13 protein-coding genes are annotated in these 13,470 nt (G+C 67.6%); 7 read left to right on the forward strand and 6 right to left on the reverse strand.

Features of this window, described 5'->3' with window-relative positions; translation table 11 throughout:
* Positions 1-2: 2 nt before the first annotated feature.
* Positions 3-1,055 (forward strand): transporter, encoded by a 1,053-nt coding sequence (locus CKO33_RS06680; RefSeq protein ID WP_242472512.1) that lies wholly within the window; start codon positions 3-5, stop codon positions 1,053-1,055.
* 23 nt (positions 1,056-1,078) lie between these two features.
* Here the strand turns inward: CKO33_RS06680 and CKO33_RS06685 are convergent, their stop codons facing one another.
* From CKO33_RS06685 to CKO33_RS06700, 4 genes are all read right to left on the reverse strand, one after another.
* The gene (locus CKO33_RS06685; protein ID WP_200180615.1) at positions 1,079-1,588 is read right to left on the reverse strand and encodes a hypothetical protein; all 510 of its coding nucleotides are present in this window, start codon (positions 1,586-1,588) and stop codon (positions 1,079-1,081) included.
* A 14-nt stretch (positions 1,589-1,602) separates the two neighbouring features.
* On the reverse strand, positions 1,603-2,334 hold the full coding sequence (locus CKO33_RS06690; protein ID WP_200180618.1) for a C39 family peptidase: 732 nt from the start codon (positions 2,332-2,334) through the stop codon (positions 1,603-1,605).
* On the reverse strand, positions 2,321-2,677 hold the full coding sequence (locus CKO33_RS06695; RefSeq protein WP_200180621.1) for a hypothetical protein: 357 nt from the start codon (positions 2,675-2,677) through the stop codon (positions 2,321-2,323). Before CKO33_RS06695 ends, CKO33_RS06690 begins: the two co-directional genes overlap by 14 nt.
* Positions 2,678-2,776: 99 nt before the next feature.
* Positions 2,777-3,928 (reverse strand): hypothetical protein, encoded by a 1,152-nt coding sequence (locus tag CKO33_RS06700; protein WP_242472514.1) that lies wholly within the window; start codon positions 3,926-3,928, stop codon positions 2,777-2,779.
* A gap of 439 nt (positions 3,929-4,367) precedes the next feature.
* Here CKO33_RS06700 and argE point away from each other — a divergent pair, with 439 nt between their 5' ends.
* Complete coding sequence (gene argE, locus CKO33_RS06705; RefSeq protein ID WP_200180628.1) at positions 4,368-5,534, forward strand: acetylornithine deacetylase; 1,167 nt, start codon at positions 4,368-4,370, stop codon at positions 5,532-5,534.
* A gap of 122 nt (positions 5,535-5,656) precedes the next feature.
* Positions 5,657-7,027, forward strand: coding sequence for an amino-acid N-acetyltransferase (argA, locus tag CKO33_RS06710; protein WP_200180635.1), 1,371 nt, complete (start codon positions 5,657-5,659; stop codon positions 7,025-7,027).
* Positions 7,028-7,043: 16 nt separating this feature from the next.
* Here argA and CKO33_RS06715 read toward each other — a convergent pair whose 3' ends face one another.
* Entirely contained in the window at positions 7,044-7,706 is a 663-nt protein-coding gene (locus CKO33_RS06715) for a class I SAM-dependent methyltransferase (RefSeq protein ID WP_200180637.1), read from the reverse strand.
* 153 nt (positions 7,707-7,859) lie between these two features.
* Between CKO33_RS06715 and cpdA the strand changes: the two genes are divergently transcribed.
* On the forward strand, positions 7,860-8,666 hold the full coding sequence (gene cpdA / locus CKO33_RS06720; protein WP_200180639.1) for a 3',5'-cyclic-AMP phosphodiesterase: 807 nt from the start codon (positions 7,860-7,862) through the stop codon (positions 8,664-8,666).
* Positions 8,667-8,672: 6 nt separating this feature from the next.
* Here the strand turns inward: cpdA and glgX are convergent, their stop codons facing one another.
* Positions 8,673-10,835, reverse strand: a complete 2,163-nt coding sequence (gene glgX, locus CKO33_RS06725; protein ID WP_200180641.1) for a glycogen debranching protein GlgX — start codon at positions 10,833-10,835, stop codon at positions 8,673-8,675.
* 194 nt (positions 10,836-11,029) lie between these two features.
* On the opposite strand from glgX, the gene CKO33_RS06730 reads away from it, so the two are divergent.
* The 3 genes from CKO33_RS06730 to ubiT all read left to right on the forward strand — a co-directional run bounded on the left by CKO33_RS06730 (position 11,030) and on the right by ubiT (position 13,466).
* Positions 11,030-12,151: an aminoglycoside phosphotransferase family protein gene (locus CKO33_RS06730; protein WP_200180650.1), complete on the forward strand. Its 1,122-nt coding sequence runs from the start codon at positions 11,030-11,032 to the stop codon at positions 12,149-12,151.
* Positions 12,139-12,828 (forward strand): N-acetylmuramate alpha-1-phosphate uridylyltransferase MurU, encoded by a 690-nt coding sequence (gene murU, locus CKO33_RS06735; RefSeq protein WP_200180652.1) that lies wholly within the window; start codon positions 12,139-12,141, stop codon positions 12,826-12,828. The genes CKO33_RS06730 and murU overlap by 13 nt, the downstream gene beginning before the upstream one ends.
* 110 nt (positions 12,829-12,938) lie before the next feature.
* Positions 12,939-13,466 (forward strand): ubiquinone anaerobic biosynthesis accessory factor UbiT, encoded by a 528-nt coding sequence (gene ubiT, locus CKO33_RS06740; protein ID WP_200180658.1) that lies wholly within the window; start codon positions 12,939-12,941, stop codon positions 13,464-13,466.
* Positions 13,467-13,470: the final 4 nt, after the last annotated feature.

A 13,470-nucleotide genomic window follows, 5' to 3' on the forward strand; every position in this document is an offset into this window, starting at 1 on the left:
GCATGTTTCATCTCAGCAAGTATCTGACCGCCACGACCATCCCTTTGCTGCTCCTGGCCGTCCCCGCCGCCCGGGCACAGGCCCCGCAGGAACCGGTGGGCGAACGCCCCGCCGAGGAACGCACCCAGCCGGATGTGGCGGCGGTGTTCGAGGAGCGCGGTCTGCTCACCCCGCCGGGGGCGTGGGTGGTGGAACCGGCCCTGCAGTACGTGCACAGTTCCTCCACCACGGTGGCCATCGACGGGTTCACCATCCTGCCCGCCATCGCCATCGGGCTGATCGACATCAGCGAGGTGCAGCGGGACACCCTCACCGCCTCCCTGGCCCTGCGCTATGGGCTGACCGAGCGTCTGGAGGTGGGGCTGCGCCTGCCCTACGTGTGGCGGGATGAATCCCTGCGCCGCCGCGAGGTCCTGCAGGGCAGCGACACCCCTCAGGTGGCCGACTCCTCGGGCCAGGACCTGGGGGACGTGGAACTGGGACTGCATCTGCAGTTCAACCGGGCGGTCACCGGAAAACCGTTCTTCATCGGCAACCTGCGGGTGAAGTCCACCACCGGAACCTCCCCCTTCGACGTGGATCGCGTCCCGGCAAAAAATCCGGATGGCTCCGACTCGGGCGTGGATATCCTCCTGGAGCAACCCACCGGCTCCGGTTTCTGGGCCTTCCAGCCCAGCCTGACCATGATCTACCCCACCGACCCGGCGGTGATCTACGGCAACATCAGCTATCTGTGGAACGTGGAACGGGACCAGGGGGAGGACTACGGGCGCATCGATCCCGGGGATGCCCTGGGCCTGAGCCTGGGGACCGGCATCTCCCTGAACAACCGCACCTCCATCAGCCTGGGCTATGACCACAGCATGGTCTTCAAGACCGAGCGGGAAGGCGTGACCCTCGATCCCGCCTTCGAGCGCATCCAGGTGGGCAGCTTCATCTGGGGCCTGTCGCAACGTCTCTCTCCTCACACCAGCCTGAATCTCTCGGTGGCCGTGGGCGCCACCTCCGCCGCACCCGATGCCCAGGTCGCCCTGCGGCTGCCCATGCGGTTCTGAAGGGCCCAACCGGCGGGGACGGACTAATACCCCCGCAGCCCCTGGATGATCTCCGCATCCAGGAGCCGGCCCAGGTCCGTCCCCGACAGGTCCACCCCCCGCAGGCCCACATCCATGAGGGTGTGACTGGTGATGATCTGACGGTCCAGGGCATTCTGGACGACGGTGACCCCGGGAAGATCCTCCAGGGAGGCGATGCGCAGGCCCTCCAGGGTGCTGCGCACCTGCACCCCGGCGAGGGAGGTGGCATCCACGGCCTGCCCCGCCGGATCCCTGAGTACCGTGCGGGCCACCACTTCGCCGTTGATGGCGGTGAGCCGCTGGATACCCAGGGTGAGTTCGAAACCGTCCCCCCGGATCAGGCCACCCCGGAGCTGTGCCAGCTCGGCCTCCGGCACCACCGCCCAGGCCAGCCCCTGCAGGGGGTCCTGGGCCGGCGCCGGAACGGGCGATGCTCCGGCCAGGAGCCCCAGGGCCAGGATCACGACCCGGGCCAGGGCCCCGTCCATCCTGCCTGTGTGCCTACGGCCCATGGGGATCACCTCGCTCACCAGTCGGAGGGGCGCGGCAGGGCGAGGAGGAACGTGCCCAGTCCCTCCCGTGCCAACGCCGTGCCATAGGGTGGCGCGGCCAGGGCCTGCCAGCTCACCGGATCGTTGAAATGGGCGCGCGCCGTCTGCAGGCGGTCGCGGATCAGGAAGAGAATGTCATTGCTCCAGATGCGGTGGAATCCGTCACGGCTGTAGGCCTTCACCCCCAGGGCCGGGTCCCCCACCAGCACGCCGTCCTCACGGATGCCCTTGATCACCACAAAGTGGCGGTAACCCTCGATCTCCACCAGGGCGATGGCCGGGACCCCCAGTTCCTCCAGCTTCTTCAGGGGCAGACGAAAACCGTCCGAGCGCAGTCCCACCTCCGCCAGGTAACGCTTCATGTCCAGCATGGAGAACCCCTGGGCCCGGATCTGTTCCTGGTCACCCCGGGCATACATGACATCGAAGGCCTCGCGCTCCGTGGTGGGGCGCTCGTAGTGATGGGTCAGCAGTGTGGCCAGGGCCGCCGAACCGCAACTGAAATCATATTGTTGCGGGATCACGGTCTTGAAACGCATATCCCGCAGGCTGGTCACCGCCACGGCATGGCTGCCCAGGATACCGGGAACCGGCACCAGGCCCGATGCCTGCACCGGATTCCCCGCCAGGGTCGCCAGCAACGCCAGCGGGGCGGCCAGCGTCAGCAACCGGAAGGACCGGCGGAATGGGGGTTCAGGGGGCCACATGGACGTTCAGCATCAGGGATTCCTGGATCACCACGTTATGACCCGAGTTCTGGATCACCGTGGTCATGCCCTGGGCATTCTCCAGGGCCCCATGCTCCAGGATATTGTCGCCGCTGGTAAAAGATCCCTCCATGAGGGTCTCCGCCACCTGGGCATTGGATGTAATCTGCCCCAGCTGCATCGCCGGGATCTTGTACATGGCGCGCTGGTCCTCCAGCGTCGCGGTATCCACCGCGCCGGGAAGGGCCATGGTCTCTGCGCCCAGAACGGTGCCGGGCAGGCATGCCGCAGCGGTCAGCAGCAGCCAGGGCACCGCCGCGGATGAGGATCCGAATCCGAACATCGCCCTTCTCCTACGGGAATGTGGAACCGAACCGGAGACCGGGGCGGCGGACCGCAATCCGCCGCCGCCCCGAAATCATCCGGCATCCATCGGCGGGGCTTACTCAGCCGCGCCCAGACCCAGATGGGCCTGCACGGACACCTGCTGCTGCGTGAGGCTGTTGGCACCGCTGTTCTGGGACACCTGGGTGATGCCCGCGGAATTGCTCAGGGCTTCCTCGCCCACCATGTTGTAGGAGGTGTAGGACGATTCCCCTTCCACCATCAGCGAGGTATTGCTCACCGTGCCGCTCAGGGCATTCTCGCTCACCACCATGGTGTTATAGGAGTCATTGATACTGCTGTTATTGAACGAATCGTTGGTGCTGTTATCGGAGCTATCGTTGTAGGAATCGGCGATGTTCGTATTGCCGGAGTCGTTGGTGCTGTTATCGGAATTATTGGTGTTGTCGGTCTTGTAGGCATCCGAGAACGTGGTATTGCCCGAATCATTCGTGCTGTTGTCCGCATTGAACGAATCATTCGTACTGTTATCGGAATTATTGCTGTTATCCGTGTTCTGGGAATCCGTCAGGTTGGTATTCCCGGAGTCATTGGTGCTGTTATCCGCATTGAACGAATCGTTGGTGCTGTTATTCGCATTGAACGAATCGTTGGTGCTGTTATCGGAGTTATTGGTGTTGTCGGTCTTGTAGGCATCCGAGAACGTGGTATTGCCCGAATCGTTGGTGCTGTTATCTGAGTTATTGCTGTTGTCCGTATTCTGGGAATCCGTCAGGTTGGTATTCCCGGAGTCATTGGTGCTGTTGTCCGCATTGTTGGTATTGTCGGTGTTCAGCGAATCCGTCCAGGCGGTGCTGTTGTCCGAGTTGTTGCTGTTGTCCGCATTCTGGGAATCCGCCAGGCTGGTGTTCCCGGAATCATTGGTGCTGTTGTCGGGGTTCTGGGAATCCGCCCAGCTGTTGTTACCCGAATCATTGGTACTGTTGTCGGGGTTCTGGGAATCCGCCCAGCTGTTGTTACCCGAATCATTGGTGCTGTTGTTGGGGTTCTGGGAGTCCGCCCAGGACATGCTGTTATCCGAGCTGTCGTTGGCGGAATCGGTGTAGTTGCCGGAGTCCGTGTTCTGGATGGCGCTCTGGTCCCCGAACTCGCCTTCGCCGGTGTTGCCCGAATCGGCCCAGCCGGGTGCGGCGATGCCAAAGGTCATGGCGATGGCGGCGGAGATGGCGGTCTTCTTGAAGTTCAACATGGGGATGCTCCTTGTACTTTCCAGGGGTGTCGTCCGGCTGGCTGGGCATCGCCCCCGCCGGTCCGTGCCATGGTTAAAGCAATCCTCAGACCAACCTGCAAAAAAGCCCGCAGAACCACCCATCTGGAACCACCCCACACGAAAAGTGTGGGTGAATGCCCGAATTTGAAACCCTGAACCGTTTCCCCGAAGCAACACCCCCGCGGCACGAAGGCCCGAAGCATCCTCCCTGACCCCCGGATGGACTGGGTTTCGGGCGTTTCCCATGGCTGTAACACCAGTGATACATCTCCCCCATCATTGCGACACTCCGCATACCGTGACGGTTTGTCCCGCCGCCTCCAGGGGGCGTATGTTGAAGGTGCGCACCCTGGGACGGCGCATGGGCCGCCCCCCGGTGCCACAGGAATCCCCTCAATCCGCCCACGGAACCGCGCACATGCCCCGACCTTCCCTGCAGTACATGCTGGAGCGGCTCATCGCCCTCCCCTCCGTCAGCAGCGTCTCGCCGCAATGGGACATGGGCAACCGCGGTCTCATCGACGAAATGGCCCAGTGGTGCGCCGATGCCGGATTCCGGGTGGAGGTGCTGCCCTTGCCGGGGGAACCCGCCCGGGCCAACCTGGTGGCCACCCTGGGAAGCGGCCCCGGGGGATTGGTGCTGGCGGGCCACACGGACACGGTGCCCTGCGATGCCGAACGCTGGAGCCAGGCCCCCTTCCGCGCCGTGGTCCGGGACGGACGCCTCTACGGGCTGGGCAGTTGTGACATGAAGAGCTTCCTTGCCCTGGCCCTGGAGGCCGCCGCCGACCTGGACCCCAAAACGCTGCGCCAGCCCCTGGTGATCCTGGCCACCGCCGATGAGGAGAGTTCCATGGACGGCGCCCGGGCCCTGGCGGAGGCGGGGCAGCCCCTGGGGCGGCAGGCCGTCATCGGCGAGCCCACCGGACTGCGCCCGATACGCATGCACAAGGGGATGCTCATGGAGGGGGTGCACATCACCGGCCGCGCCGGTCATTCCAGCGATCCCCGTCTGGGCAATAGCGCCCTGGAGGGGATGCACCGGGTGATGGCGGCGCTCCTGGACTGGCGCGAGGCACTGCAGGCGAGGCACCGCAACGAGGCCTTCGAAATCCCCATCCCCACCCTGAACCTGGGGGCCATCCGCGGCGGTGATAATCCCAACCGCATCTGCGGTGAATGCGAACTGCACCTGGATCTGCGGCCCCTGCCGGGCATGGACCCGGCACAGCTGCGGGCAGCGCTGGAGGCACGGGTGGCGTCGGCCCTGGACGCATCGGGCCTGGAGTACCGGGTCTTTCGGCTGATCCCCGGGGTGCCGCCCCTGGAGACCCCGGCGGATGCCCCCGTGGTGCGGGCGGCCGAGGCCCTCACCGGAGTCCCGGCCGGGGCCGTGGCCTTCGGTACCGAGGCCCCTTTCCTGCAGCGACTGGGCATGGATGTGTTGATCCTGGGGCCCGGCGATATCGCCCAGGCCCACCAGCCCGATGAATTCCTGGCCCTGGACCGCATCCCGCCGACCCTGGAGATCCTGCGGGGTCTGATCCGGCGCTTCTGCCTGACGGAGGAGAGCGCCGGAGATTGAACCTGTGTCCGGGAAGCAGTGGCCCCGACAACCCGGAGTTGAGTACCATCCTGGCCTGCGTTCAGAGCGTCCCCGCAGGGACTTCCACGCTTGCCTCCGCCGCCCGTTCTTGCGTCCAGCCCATGAATTCAAAGAAACGCCCCATCTCCCCCCACGTCGCCTGGTTCCGGGAGGCGGCCCCGTACATCAATGCCCACCGGGAACGCACCTTCGTCGTCTGCATCGGCGGCGAGATGGCCCTGCAGGAGGGTTTTGCCGCTCTGCTGCACGACATCGCCATCCTGCAGACCCTGGGGGTGCGTCTGGTGCTGGTGCACGGCGCCCGGCCGCAGATCGAGCAGCGTCTGCGGGAGCGGGGGGCGGACATGCAGTACGTCCACGGCCTGCGCCTGACGGACGCGGTGGCCCTGCAGGCGGTGAAGGAGGCGGCGGGGGCCCTGCGCGCCGAGATCGAGGCCCTGCTGTCCATGGGTCTGCCCAATACCCCCATGTCGGGGGTGCGTCTGCGGGTCTCCTCGGGCAACTACGTGACGGCGCGGCCCCTGGGGGTGCGCGACGGCGTGGACTACCAGCACACGGGGGAGGTGCGGCGCGTGGACACCGACGGCCTGCGGCGACCCCTGCAGGCGGGGAACCTGGTGCTGCTGCCGCCCCTGGGGTACTCCCCCACCGGCGAGATCTTCAACCTGAGCGCCGAGGAGGTGGCCACGGAGGTGGCCATCGCCCTGCAGGCGGACAAGCTGGTCTTCTTCAGCCACACCGACGCCCTGCGGGACGGCCACCGACGCCCCCTGATGCAGCTCACCGCCGATCAGGCCGGGGACCTGCTGCAGGGCCAACGCCCCCTGCCGGAGGACCTGGCCGCCCAGCTGCTCTGCGCCACCCGCGCCTCCCGCGCCGGGGTGCCCCGCATCCACCTGGTGGACCGAGACCGGGACGGGGCCCTGCTCATGGAGCTCTACACCCGCGAGGGCGCGGGCACCCTGGTCACCGGCGAGCGTTACGAGCGCCTGCGCCAGGCCCACATCGAAGACGTGGGGGGATTGCTGGAACTGATCCAGCCCCTGGAGGCGGAGGGGATCCTGGTGCGCCGCTCCCGGGAACAACTGGAGCTGGAGATCGGGCGCTTCTCGGTGATCGAGCGGGACGGGATGATCCTGGCCTGCGCCGCCCTCTATCCCTTCCCCGAGGAGGGGCTGGCGGAACTGGCCTGCGTGGCGGTGCACCCGGACTACCGGGGTGCCGGACGGGCGGAGACCCTGGTGGCCCACCAGGAACAGCAGGCGGCCCGCCTGGGCATCGGACGGGTCTTCGTGCTCACCACCCGTACCGCCCACTGGTTCCGGGAGCGGGGCTACGAGCCGGGGGACATGGACGCCCTGCCCATCGAGCGCCGCCGCATGTACAACTTCCAGCGCAACTCCAAGATCTTCATCAAGCGCCTCGACCCCCGCGGGAAACCCGGCCGCGACGCCCCGCCGCCGCGGCCCTGAGCCACGACAGCGGGGCTCAGCGCCGCCGCGCCAGGGTGAGCCCGTCCCCCAGGGGCAACAGGCTCAGGCTCACCGCGGGGTCCTCGTGGGCCAGGGCGTTGAAGGCGCGCAGGGCCTCAGTGTCCGACGCGTGATTGTCGGGATCCGCCACGCGGCCGCCCCAGAGGGTGTTGTCCAGGCAGACCACGCCGCCACGGCGCACCAGGCGCAGGCAGCGGCGGTAGTAGTTCACGTAGTTGCCCTTGTCGGCATCGATGAAGGCCAGGTCGAAACCGCCGGCCCCGCCCTCCGAGAGCAGGGTGTCCAGGGTGTCCAGGGCGGGGGCCAGGCGCAATTCGATGCGGTCGCTCAGGCCGGCCTCGTTCCAGTAACGGGCGGCGATGTCCGTCCACTCGCGGCTGATATCGCAGCAGACGAGACGGCCGTCCTCCGGCAGGGCACCGGCCATCCACAGGGCGCTGTAGCCGGTGAAGGTACCGATCTCCAGGATGCGCCGCGCCCCCAGGAGTTCCACCAGCAGGGCCAGGAACTGCCCCTGCTCCGGGGCCAGTTGCATCTGGTGCTCCGGCAGGTGGGAGGTCTCCTCGCGCAGACGACGGTAGAGGGGCGGCTCGCGCACGGAAACCGACTGCAGATAGGCCCGCAGGCGGGGCTCCAGGGGGGTCTTGGTATCGGGCATGCATTTCTCCATGCGGGTGCGACAATGCGCATCCTGTCAAGGCACTGTCAATCGGCCCCGCTATACTGCCACAATAGCACCGGGACGTCGGCGTGTGCCCCAGGGCATGCCAACCGGTGCACATCCCCATCGCTCAAGGAGGGTCGACGAATCATGAGCCTGACGGGACTTACGGCGCGCCCCCTGCGCGTGCTCCAGATCAGCGACCTGCACCTCTGTCCCGACCCCGGAGACGTCATGGGCTCCGGGGTCGACACCGACGACAGCCTGGCGCAGGTCCTGGACCGGGTGCAGCAGCGGGAACACCCACTGGACCTGATGATGGTCAGCGGCGACCTGGCCCATACCCCGGAGGCCGGCGCCTACCGGCGCCTGCGGCGCACCTTCAACCGCCTGCCCTGGCCCGTGCACTGCCTGCCGGGCAATCACGACGACCCGGACCTCATGGAGGACACCCTGGCCGGGGACAACATCGACTGCCGCAAGGTGCTCATCCGCGGGGACTGGCTCATCCTCCTGCTGGACAGCGTCGTGCCCGGGGAATCCGCCGGCCGCCTGGACGATCACGAACTGGCCCTGCTGGAGGAGACCCTCTCCCGTCACCCGGCACGCAACGCCCTCATCTGCCTGCACCATCCGGTGATCCCCCTGGGCAGCGCCTGGATGGACCGCATCGGCCTGGCCAATGCCCAGGACCTCTTCCAGGTGATCGATGCCCACCCCAAGGTGCGCGGGATCCTCTTCGGCCACGCCCACCGGGAGGTGGACGAGATGCGCCACGGGGTGCGCCTCCTGGGGGCCCCGTCCACCGGCGTGCAGTTCGCCCCCCACACCCCCGAACCCCGGGTGGATGACCTGCCCCCGGGCTACCGCCATCTGGAACTCCATGGCGACGGCCGCATCCAGACCCGGGTGGAATACCTGCCCCAGCAGGCCGGTCTGCGGCGCCAGGCCTCCTGAAGGCCCTCAGTCGATGCCGTTGCCGGTTGGCGGCGCGGGGCGGCTGGCATTCACCAGCAGCACCATAGAGCGCCCCTGCAGGGGGTAGAGTTCGTGGCTGTGGAATTTGCGCTGGTCCGGCCGCGGCCCGCGGGGATAGACCGTATCCACCAGCACCTCCCAGCGGGTGCGCTCCGGCTTCGCCGGCAGGCGGAAGGAGATGGGGTCGTGATCCGCATTCAAAAGCAGGATCATGTCCGTATCCCGCACCCGGCGGCCGCGCTCGTCGTATTCCTCGAACAGGTCCCCGGCGATGAACATCCCCAGGCTGCGGGCAAACCCCTGGCCCCAGTCCTCCTCGGCCATCTCCTCGCCGTCGGGCCGCAGCCAGGCCAGATCCTTCACCCCGGCCCCCATGATGGGGCGCCCCTGGAAGAAATGCCGCCGCCGCAGGGCCGCATGCTGGCGGCGCAGACCGATGAGATACTGGGTGAAGGGCAGCAGGTCCCGGCCGTAGGCATCCAGGTCCCAGTCCAGCCAGGAGAGCTCGTTGTCCTGGCAGTAGGCGTTGTTGTTGCCCTGCTGGGTGCGGCCGCGCTCATCCCCTGCCAGCAGCATGGGGATCCCCTGGGAAAGAAACAGGGTGGCCAGAAGGTTGCGTTTCTGGCGGGCCCGCAGATCCATGATGTGCTTGCTGCGGGTGGGCCCCTCCTCGCCACAGTTCCAGGACAGGTTGTGGCTCTCCCCGTCGCGGTTGTCCTCGCCGTTGGCCTCGTTGTGCTTTTCGTTGTAGCTGACCAGGTCCTCCAGGGTGAAGCCGTCGTGACAGGTGACGAAATTGATGCTGGCATAGGGGCGCCGGCCGCTGGACTCGTACAGGTCCGATGAGCCGGTGAGGCGATAGGCCATGTCCCCCACCAGACCGGGCTCCCCCTTCCAGTAGGCCCGCACCGTGTCCCGGTAGCGGCCGTTCCATTCCGTCCAGCCCACGGGGAAGTTGCCCACCTGATAGCCCCCCTCCCCCAGGTCCCAGGGCTCGGCGATGAGCTTCACCTGGGAGAGCACCGGATCCTGGTGGATGATGTCGAAAAACGCCCCCAGGCGGTCCACCTCATGCAGCTCCCGTGCCAGGGCCGAGGCCAGATCGAAGCGGAAGCCGTCCACGTGCATCTCCTGCACCCAGTAGCGCAGGGACTCCATGATCAGCTGCAGCACCCGGGGATGCTGCATGTTCAGGGTATTGCCGCAACCGGTGTAGTCCATGTAATAGCGCCGGTCGTCGTGCACCAGGCGATAGTAGGCGTTGTTATCGATGCCCCGGAAGGAGAGGGTGGGCCCCAGGTGATTGCCCTCGGCGGTGTGGTTGTAGACCACGTCCAGGATCACCTCGATGCCCGCCGAGTGTAGGGTCTTGACCATGGTCTTGAACTCATTCACATGGCCCGAGGCGCAGTAGCGCATGTCCGGGGCGAAAAAGCCCATGGAGTTGTAGCCCCAGTAGTTGCGCAGCCCCTTCTCCACCAGATGGCGGTCATCCAGAAAGGCGTGCACGGGCATCAACTCCACCGCCGTCACCCCAAGGCGCTGCAGGTAGGCGATGACCGGGGCGGTGGCCAGCCCGGCATAGGTGCCCCGCAGGGCGGGATGGACCTGGGGATGGCGGGCGGTGAAGCCCTTCACGTGCAGTTCGTAGATGACGGTCTCATGCCAGGGGGTGCGCGGCGGGGCGTCATTGCCCCAGGTGAAGGCGGTGTCGATCACCTGGCTCTTGGGCATCCCGGGGGCCGAATCCCGCCCGTCGGGCTCCAGATCCTCCTGCTCGGCGCCGATGGGGTAGCCGAACAGGGCGTCGCTCCACTTCACCTGGCCATGGAAGGCCTTGGCATAGGGGTCCAGCAGCAGCTTGTGGGGATTGAAGCGGTGTCCGGCGGCGGGATCGTAGGGGCCATGGACCCGGTACCCGTAGAGCAGCCCGGGCCGGGCCTCCGGCAGGTAGCAGTGGAACACCTGATCCGTCTGCCAGCGCATCCCGATGCGCTCCAGTTCCCGCCGCCCGGTGGCGCTGAAGATGCACAACTCCACCTTCTCTGCGTGTTCGGAAAACAGGGCGAAATTCACCCCCTCCCCGTCCCAGGTGGCACCCAGGGGATAGGGACTGCCGGGCCAGACCGCCCAGTTGGGATGGGTCATGCACACTTCCTTCCGCGCCCTTGGCGCATCTACGCATACGGGGACACCAACGGGAGGGCCCGGGGGCTATGGGCCGTGTCCGCGAGGAGCATGTATCATCACCCGGGTGCCCCCCCTGCGGTCAATGCCCGGGGGCATGCCGCTCTTGCAGTGCAACATACGCCCCATGCGGGGCCGGGAGACCAGGCATCCCCATGACAACCCCCACACTTGATCCCCGGCAACGTGAAGAGGCCATGCAGCGCTGGCTGCACGGCGTATTGGGGGAGCATATCCCGAAACCGACCCTGCTCTCCGCCGATGCCAGCTTCCGGCGCTATTTCCGCCTGCGGGATCACAACACCTGCCGGGTGATCATGGATGCCCCCCCCAGCCATGAGTCGGCCCAGGACTTCGTGCGCATCGGCCAGCTGCTGCAGGAGCTGGGACTGAGCGCCCCCCGCATCCATGCCTTCGAGCGTGCACAGGGCTTCCTGCTGCTGGAGGATCTGGGGGATCACACTTTCAGCCGCGCCCTGGGGGAGGGGGGGGACGAATTCGGGCTCTACCGCCTGGCCACGGATACCCTCATCGCCCTGCACCGGCGCTGGTCGCGCCATCATGCCGCGGACATCCCCCCCTACGACGCCACCACCCTGCTGGCCGAGGCGGCCCTGTTCCTGGACTGGTACTGGCCCGAGGCCTTCGGCGCCCCCTGCCCCGACCCTCTGCGTTCGGAGTTCCTGGCGGCCTGGGAGACGGCCCTGGAACCCGCCCTCATGCTACCCCCCACCCTGGTGCTGCGGGATTACCACGTGGACAACCTCATGGTCCTGGCGGGCCGTCAAGGAGTGAACGCCTGCGGCCTTTTGGACTTCCAGGATGCGCTTGTGGGGCCGCCCGCCTACGATCTGGTCTCCCTGCTGCGGGACGCCCGCCGGGACGTGGACCCCGGCGTCGCCGAGGCCATGACGGCCCGCTACCGGGATGCCTTCCCGGGCCTGGACGCCCGCCTGCTGGACGACAGCTTCTGGCTCCTGGGGGCGCAGCGCACCACCAAGATCATCGGCATCTTCACCCGCCTGTGGCGGCGGGACGACAAGCCCGGCTACCTGCGCCACCTGCCCCGTCTGTGGCGTCTGCTGGAACAGGAACTGGCCCACCCCGCCCTGGCACCGGTGCGCACCTGGTTCGACGCCCACCTGCCCCCCGGCCGCCGCCTGGCCCTCAAGGCGGGGATGGGGGCCGACGCCGAGGAAACGCCGCAACTGGCGTATGGGGCCGGGGTGCCGGCCCTCTCCACGCCCCCCACGGGAGAAGATCCGTGCACGCCATGATCCTGGCCGCCGGCCGGGGCGAGCGCATGCGCCCCCTGACGGACCACACCCCCAAACCCCTGCTGTCCGCCGGCGGACGCCCCCTCATCGTGCACCACCTGGAACGCCTGGCCGGGGCCGGCTACCGGGACGTGGTCATCAACCTGGCCTACCGGGGAGCCCAGATCCGGGACCACCTGGGGGATGGCAGCCCCTGGGGCCTGCGCATCCGCTATTCCCCCGAAGCCCGGGGTCTGGAGACCGGGGGCGGCATCCGCAATGCCCTGCCCCTGCTGCACAGCGACCCGTTTCTGGTGATCAACGGCGATGTCTGGAGCGATCATCCCCTGACCGCCCCCACCCTGGCCGCGGGGGACCTGGCCCACCTGGTGCTGGTGGACAACCCGCCGCACCATCCCGGGGGGGACTTCATCCTGTGCGGGGACCGTGTCCATGAAGAGGGGGCGGATGGCCCCCGCCTCACCTTCGCCGGCATCGGCTGGTACCGCCCGGCCCTGCTGGCGGACACGCCGCCGGGGGCCTTCCCCCTGGCACCGCTGCTGCGCGCGGCCATGGCCCGGGGGCGGATCGGCGGCAGCCATTACCGGGGCACCTGGATGGACGTGGGCACGGTGGAACGTCTGACCGCCCTGGAACGGCGACTGAGCCACGACCCGGGCCCCCTCGCAAGCGGGTAGCCCCCACAGCCGGGCCACCGCCTTGGGGCACGGACTCAGAACGGATAGAATTTTCCCATCGCTTTGGGATCACCCGACCCATACCACCCCATAGATCACAGGTGCATGCCATGCCGCTTCCCAAGCCCCCCGTCCTGCTGCCCCTGGGTGTCGCCCTGCGCCTGCTGCCCGATGCGGTGCACACCCGCGTCTTCACCGCCCTGGTGAACCACCTGCTGCGGGGCCAGCCCGCCGCCGAGGAGCTGGGCCCCCTGGAGGGCAAGCGCATCTGCCTGTCGGTCACCGACCATCGCGGCGGGGTGTGCTTCCTCGTGCGCGACCAGGGCATCACCCCCTGGCGGGCCCGCGGCACCGACGACTGGGACGTGCGCATCCGCGGCCGCCTGGAGGACTTCTGGCGCCTGGCCACCCGCTCCGAGGACCCGGACACCCTCTTCTTCAGCCGGCGCCTGGACCTGGAGGGGGAGACCGAGGCGGGCCTGTACCTGAAAAACCTCCTGGACACCGCCGAGCCGGACTGGGAGAGCCACATCCACGCCGTGCTGGGGGAACGGGCCGGGCGGCGCATGGTGTGCCTGCTCAACCGCCTGGGCCTGGGCCGTCACCTCCCCGGCGGCCTGCACGTCACCGACCCCTGAATCC

Origin of the sequence: Ectothiorhodospira mobilis (assembly GCF_016584115.1) — a bacterium.
Classification (GTDB): Bacteria; Pseudomonadota; Gammaproteobacteria; order Ectothiorhodospirales; family Ectothiorhodospiraceae; genus Ectothiorhodospira; species Ectothiorhodospira mobilis.

What these genes read in the sequence shown, in the direction of transcription:
- CKO33_RS06680 (WP_242472512.1), top strand. Translation starts at nt 3, where the DNA reads ATGTTTCATCTCAGCAAGTATCTGACCGCCACGACCATCCCTTTGCTG.
- CKO33_RS06685 (WP_200180615.1), bottom strand. Translation starts at nt 1,588, where the DNA reads ATGGGCCGTAGGCACACAGGCAGGATGGACGGGGCCCTGGCCCGGGTC.
- CKO33_RS06690 (WP_200180618.1), bottom strand. Translation starts at nt 2,334, where the DNA reads ATGTGGCCCCCTGAACCCCCATTCCGCCGGTCCTTCCGGTTGCTGACG.
- CKO33_RS06695 (WP_200180621.1), bottom strand. Translation starts at nt 2,677, where the DNA reads ATGTTCGGATTCGGATCCTCATCCGCGGCGGTGCCCTGGCTGCTGCTG.
- CKO33_RS06700 (WP_242472514.1), bottom strand. Translation starts at nt 3,928, where the DNA reads ATGTTGAACTTCAAGAAGACCGCCATCTCCGCCGCCATCGCCATGACC.
- argE (WP_200180628.1), top strand. Translation starts at nt 4,368, where the DNA reads ATGCCCCGACCTTCCCTGCAGTACATGCTGGAGCGGCTCATCGCCCTC.
- argA (WP_200180635.1), top strand. Translation starts at nt 5,657, where the DNA reads ATGAATTCAAAGAAACGCCCCATCTCCCCCCACGTCGCCTGGTTCCGG.
- CKO33_RS06715 (WP_200180637.1), bottom strand. Translation starts at nt 7,706, where the DNA reads ATGCCCGATACCAAGACCCCCCTGGAGCCCCGCCTGCGGGCCTATCTG.
- cpdA (WP_200180639.1), top strand. Translation starts at nt 7,860, where the DNA reads ATGAGCCTGACGGGACTTACGGCGCGCCCCCTGCGCGTGCTCCAGATC.
- glgX (WP_200180641.1), bottom strand. Translation starts at nt 10,835, where the DNA reads ATGACCCATCCCAACTGGGCGGTCTGGCCCGGCAGTCCCTATCCCCTG.
- CKO33_RS06730 (WP_200180650.1), top strand. Translation starts at nt 11,030, where the DNA reads ATGACAACCCCCACACTTGATCCCCGGCAACGTGAAGAGGCCATGCAG.
- ubiT (WP_200180658.1), top strand. Translation starts at nt 12,939, where the DNA reads ATGCCGCTTCCCAAGCCCCCCGTCCTGCTGCCCCTGGGTGTCGCCCTG.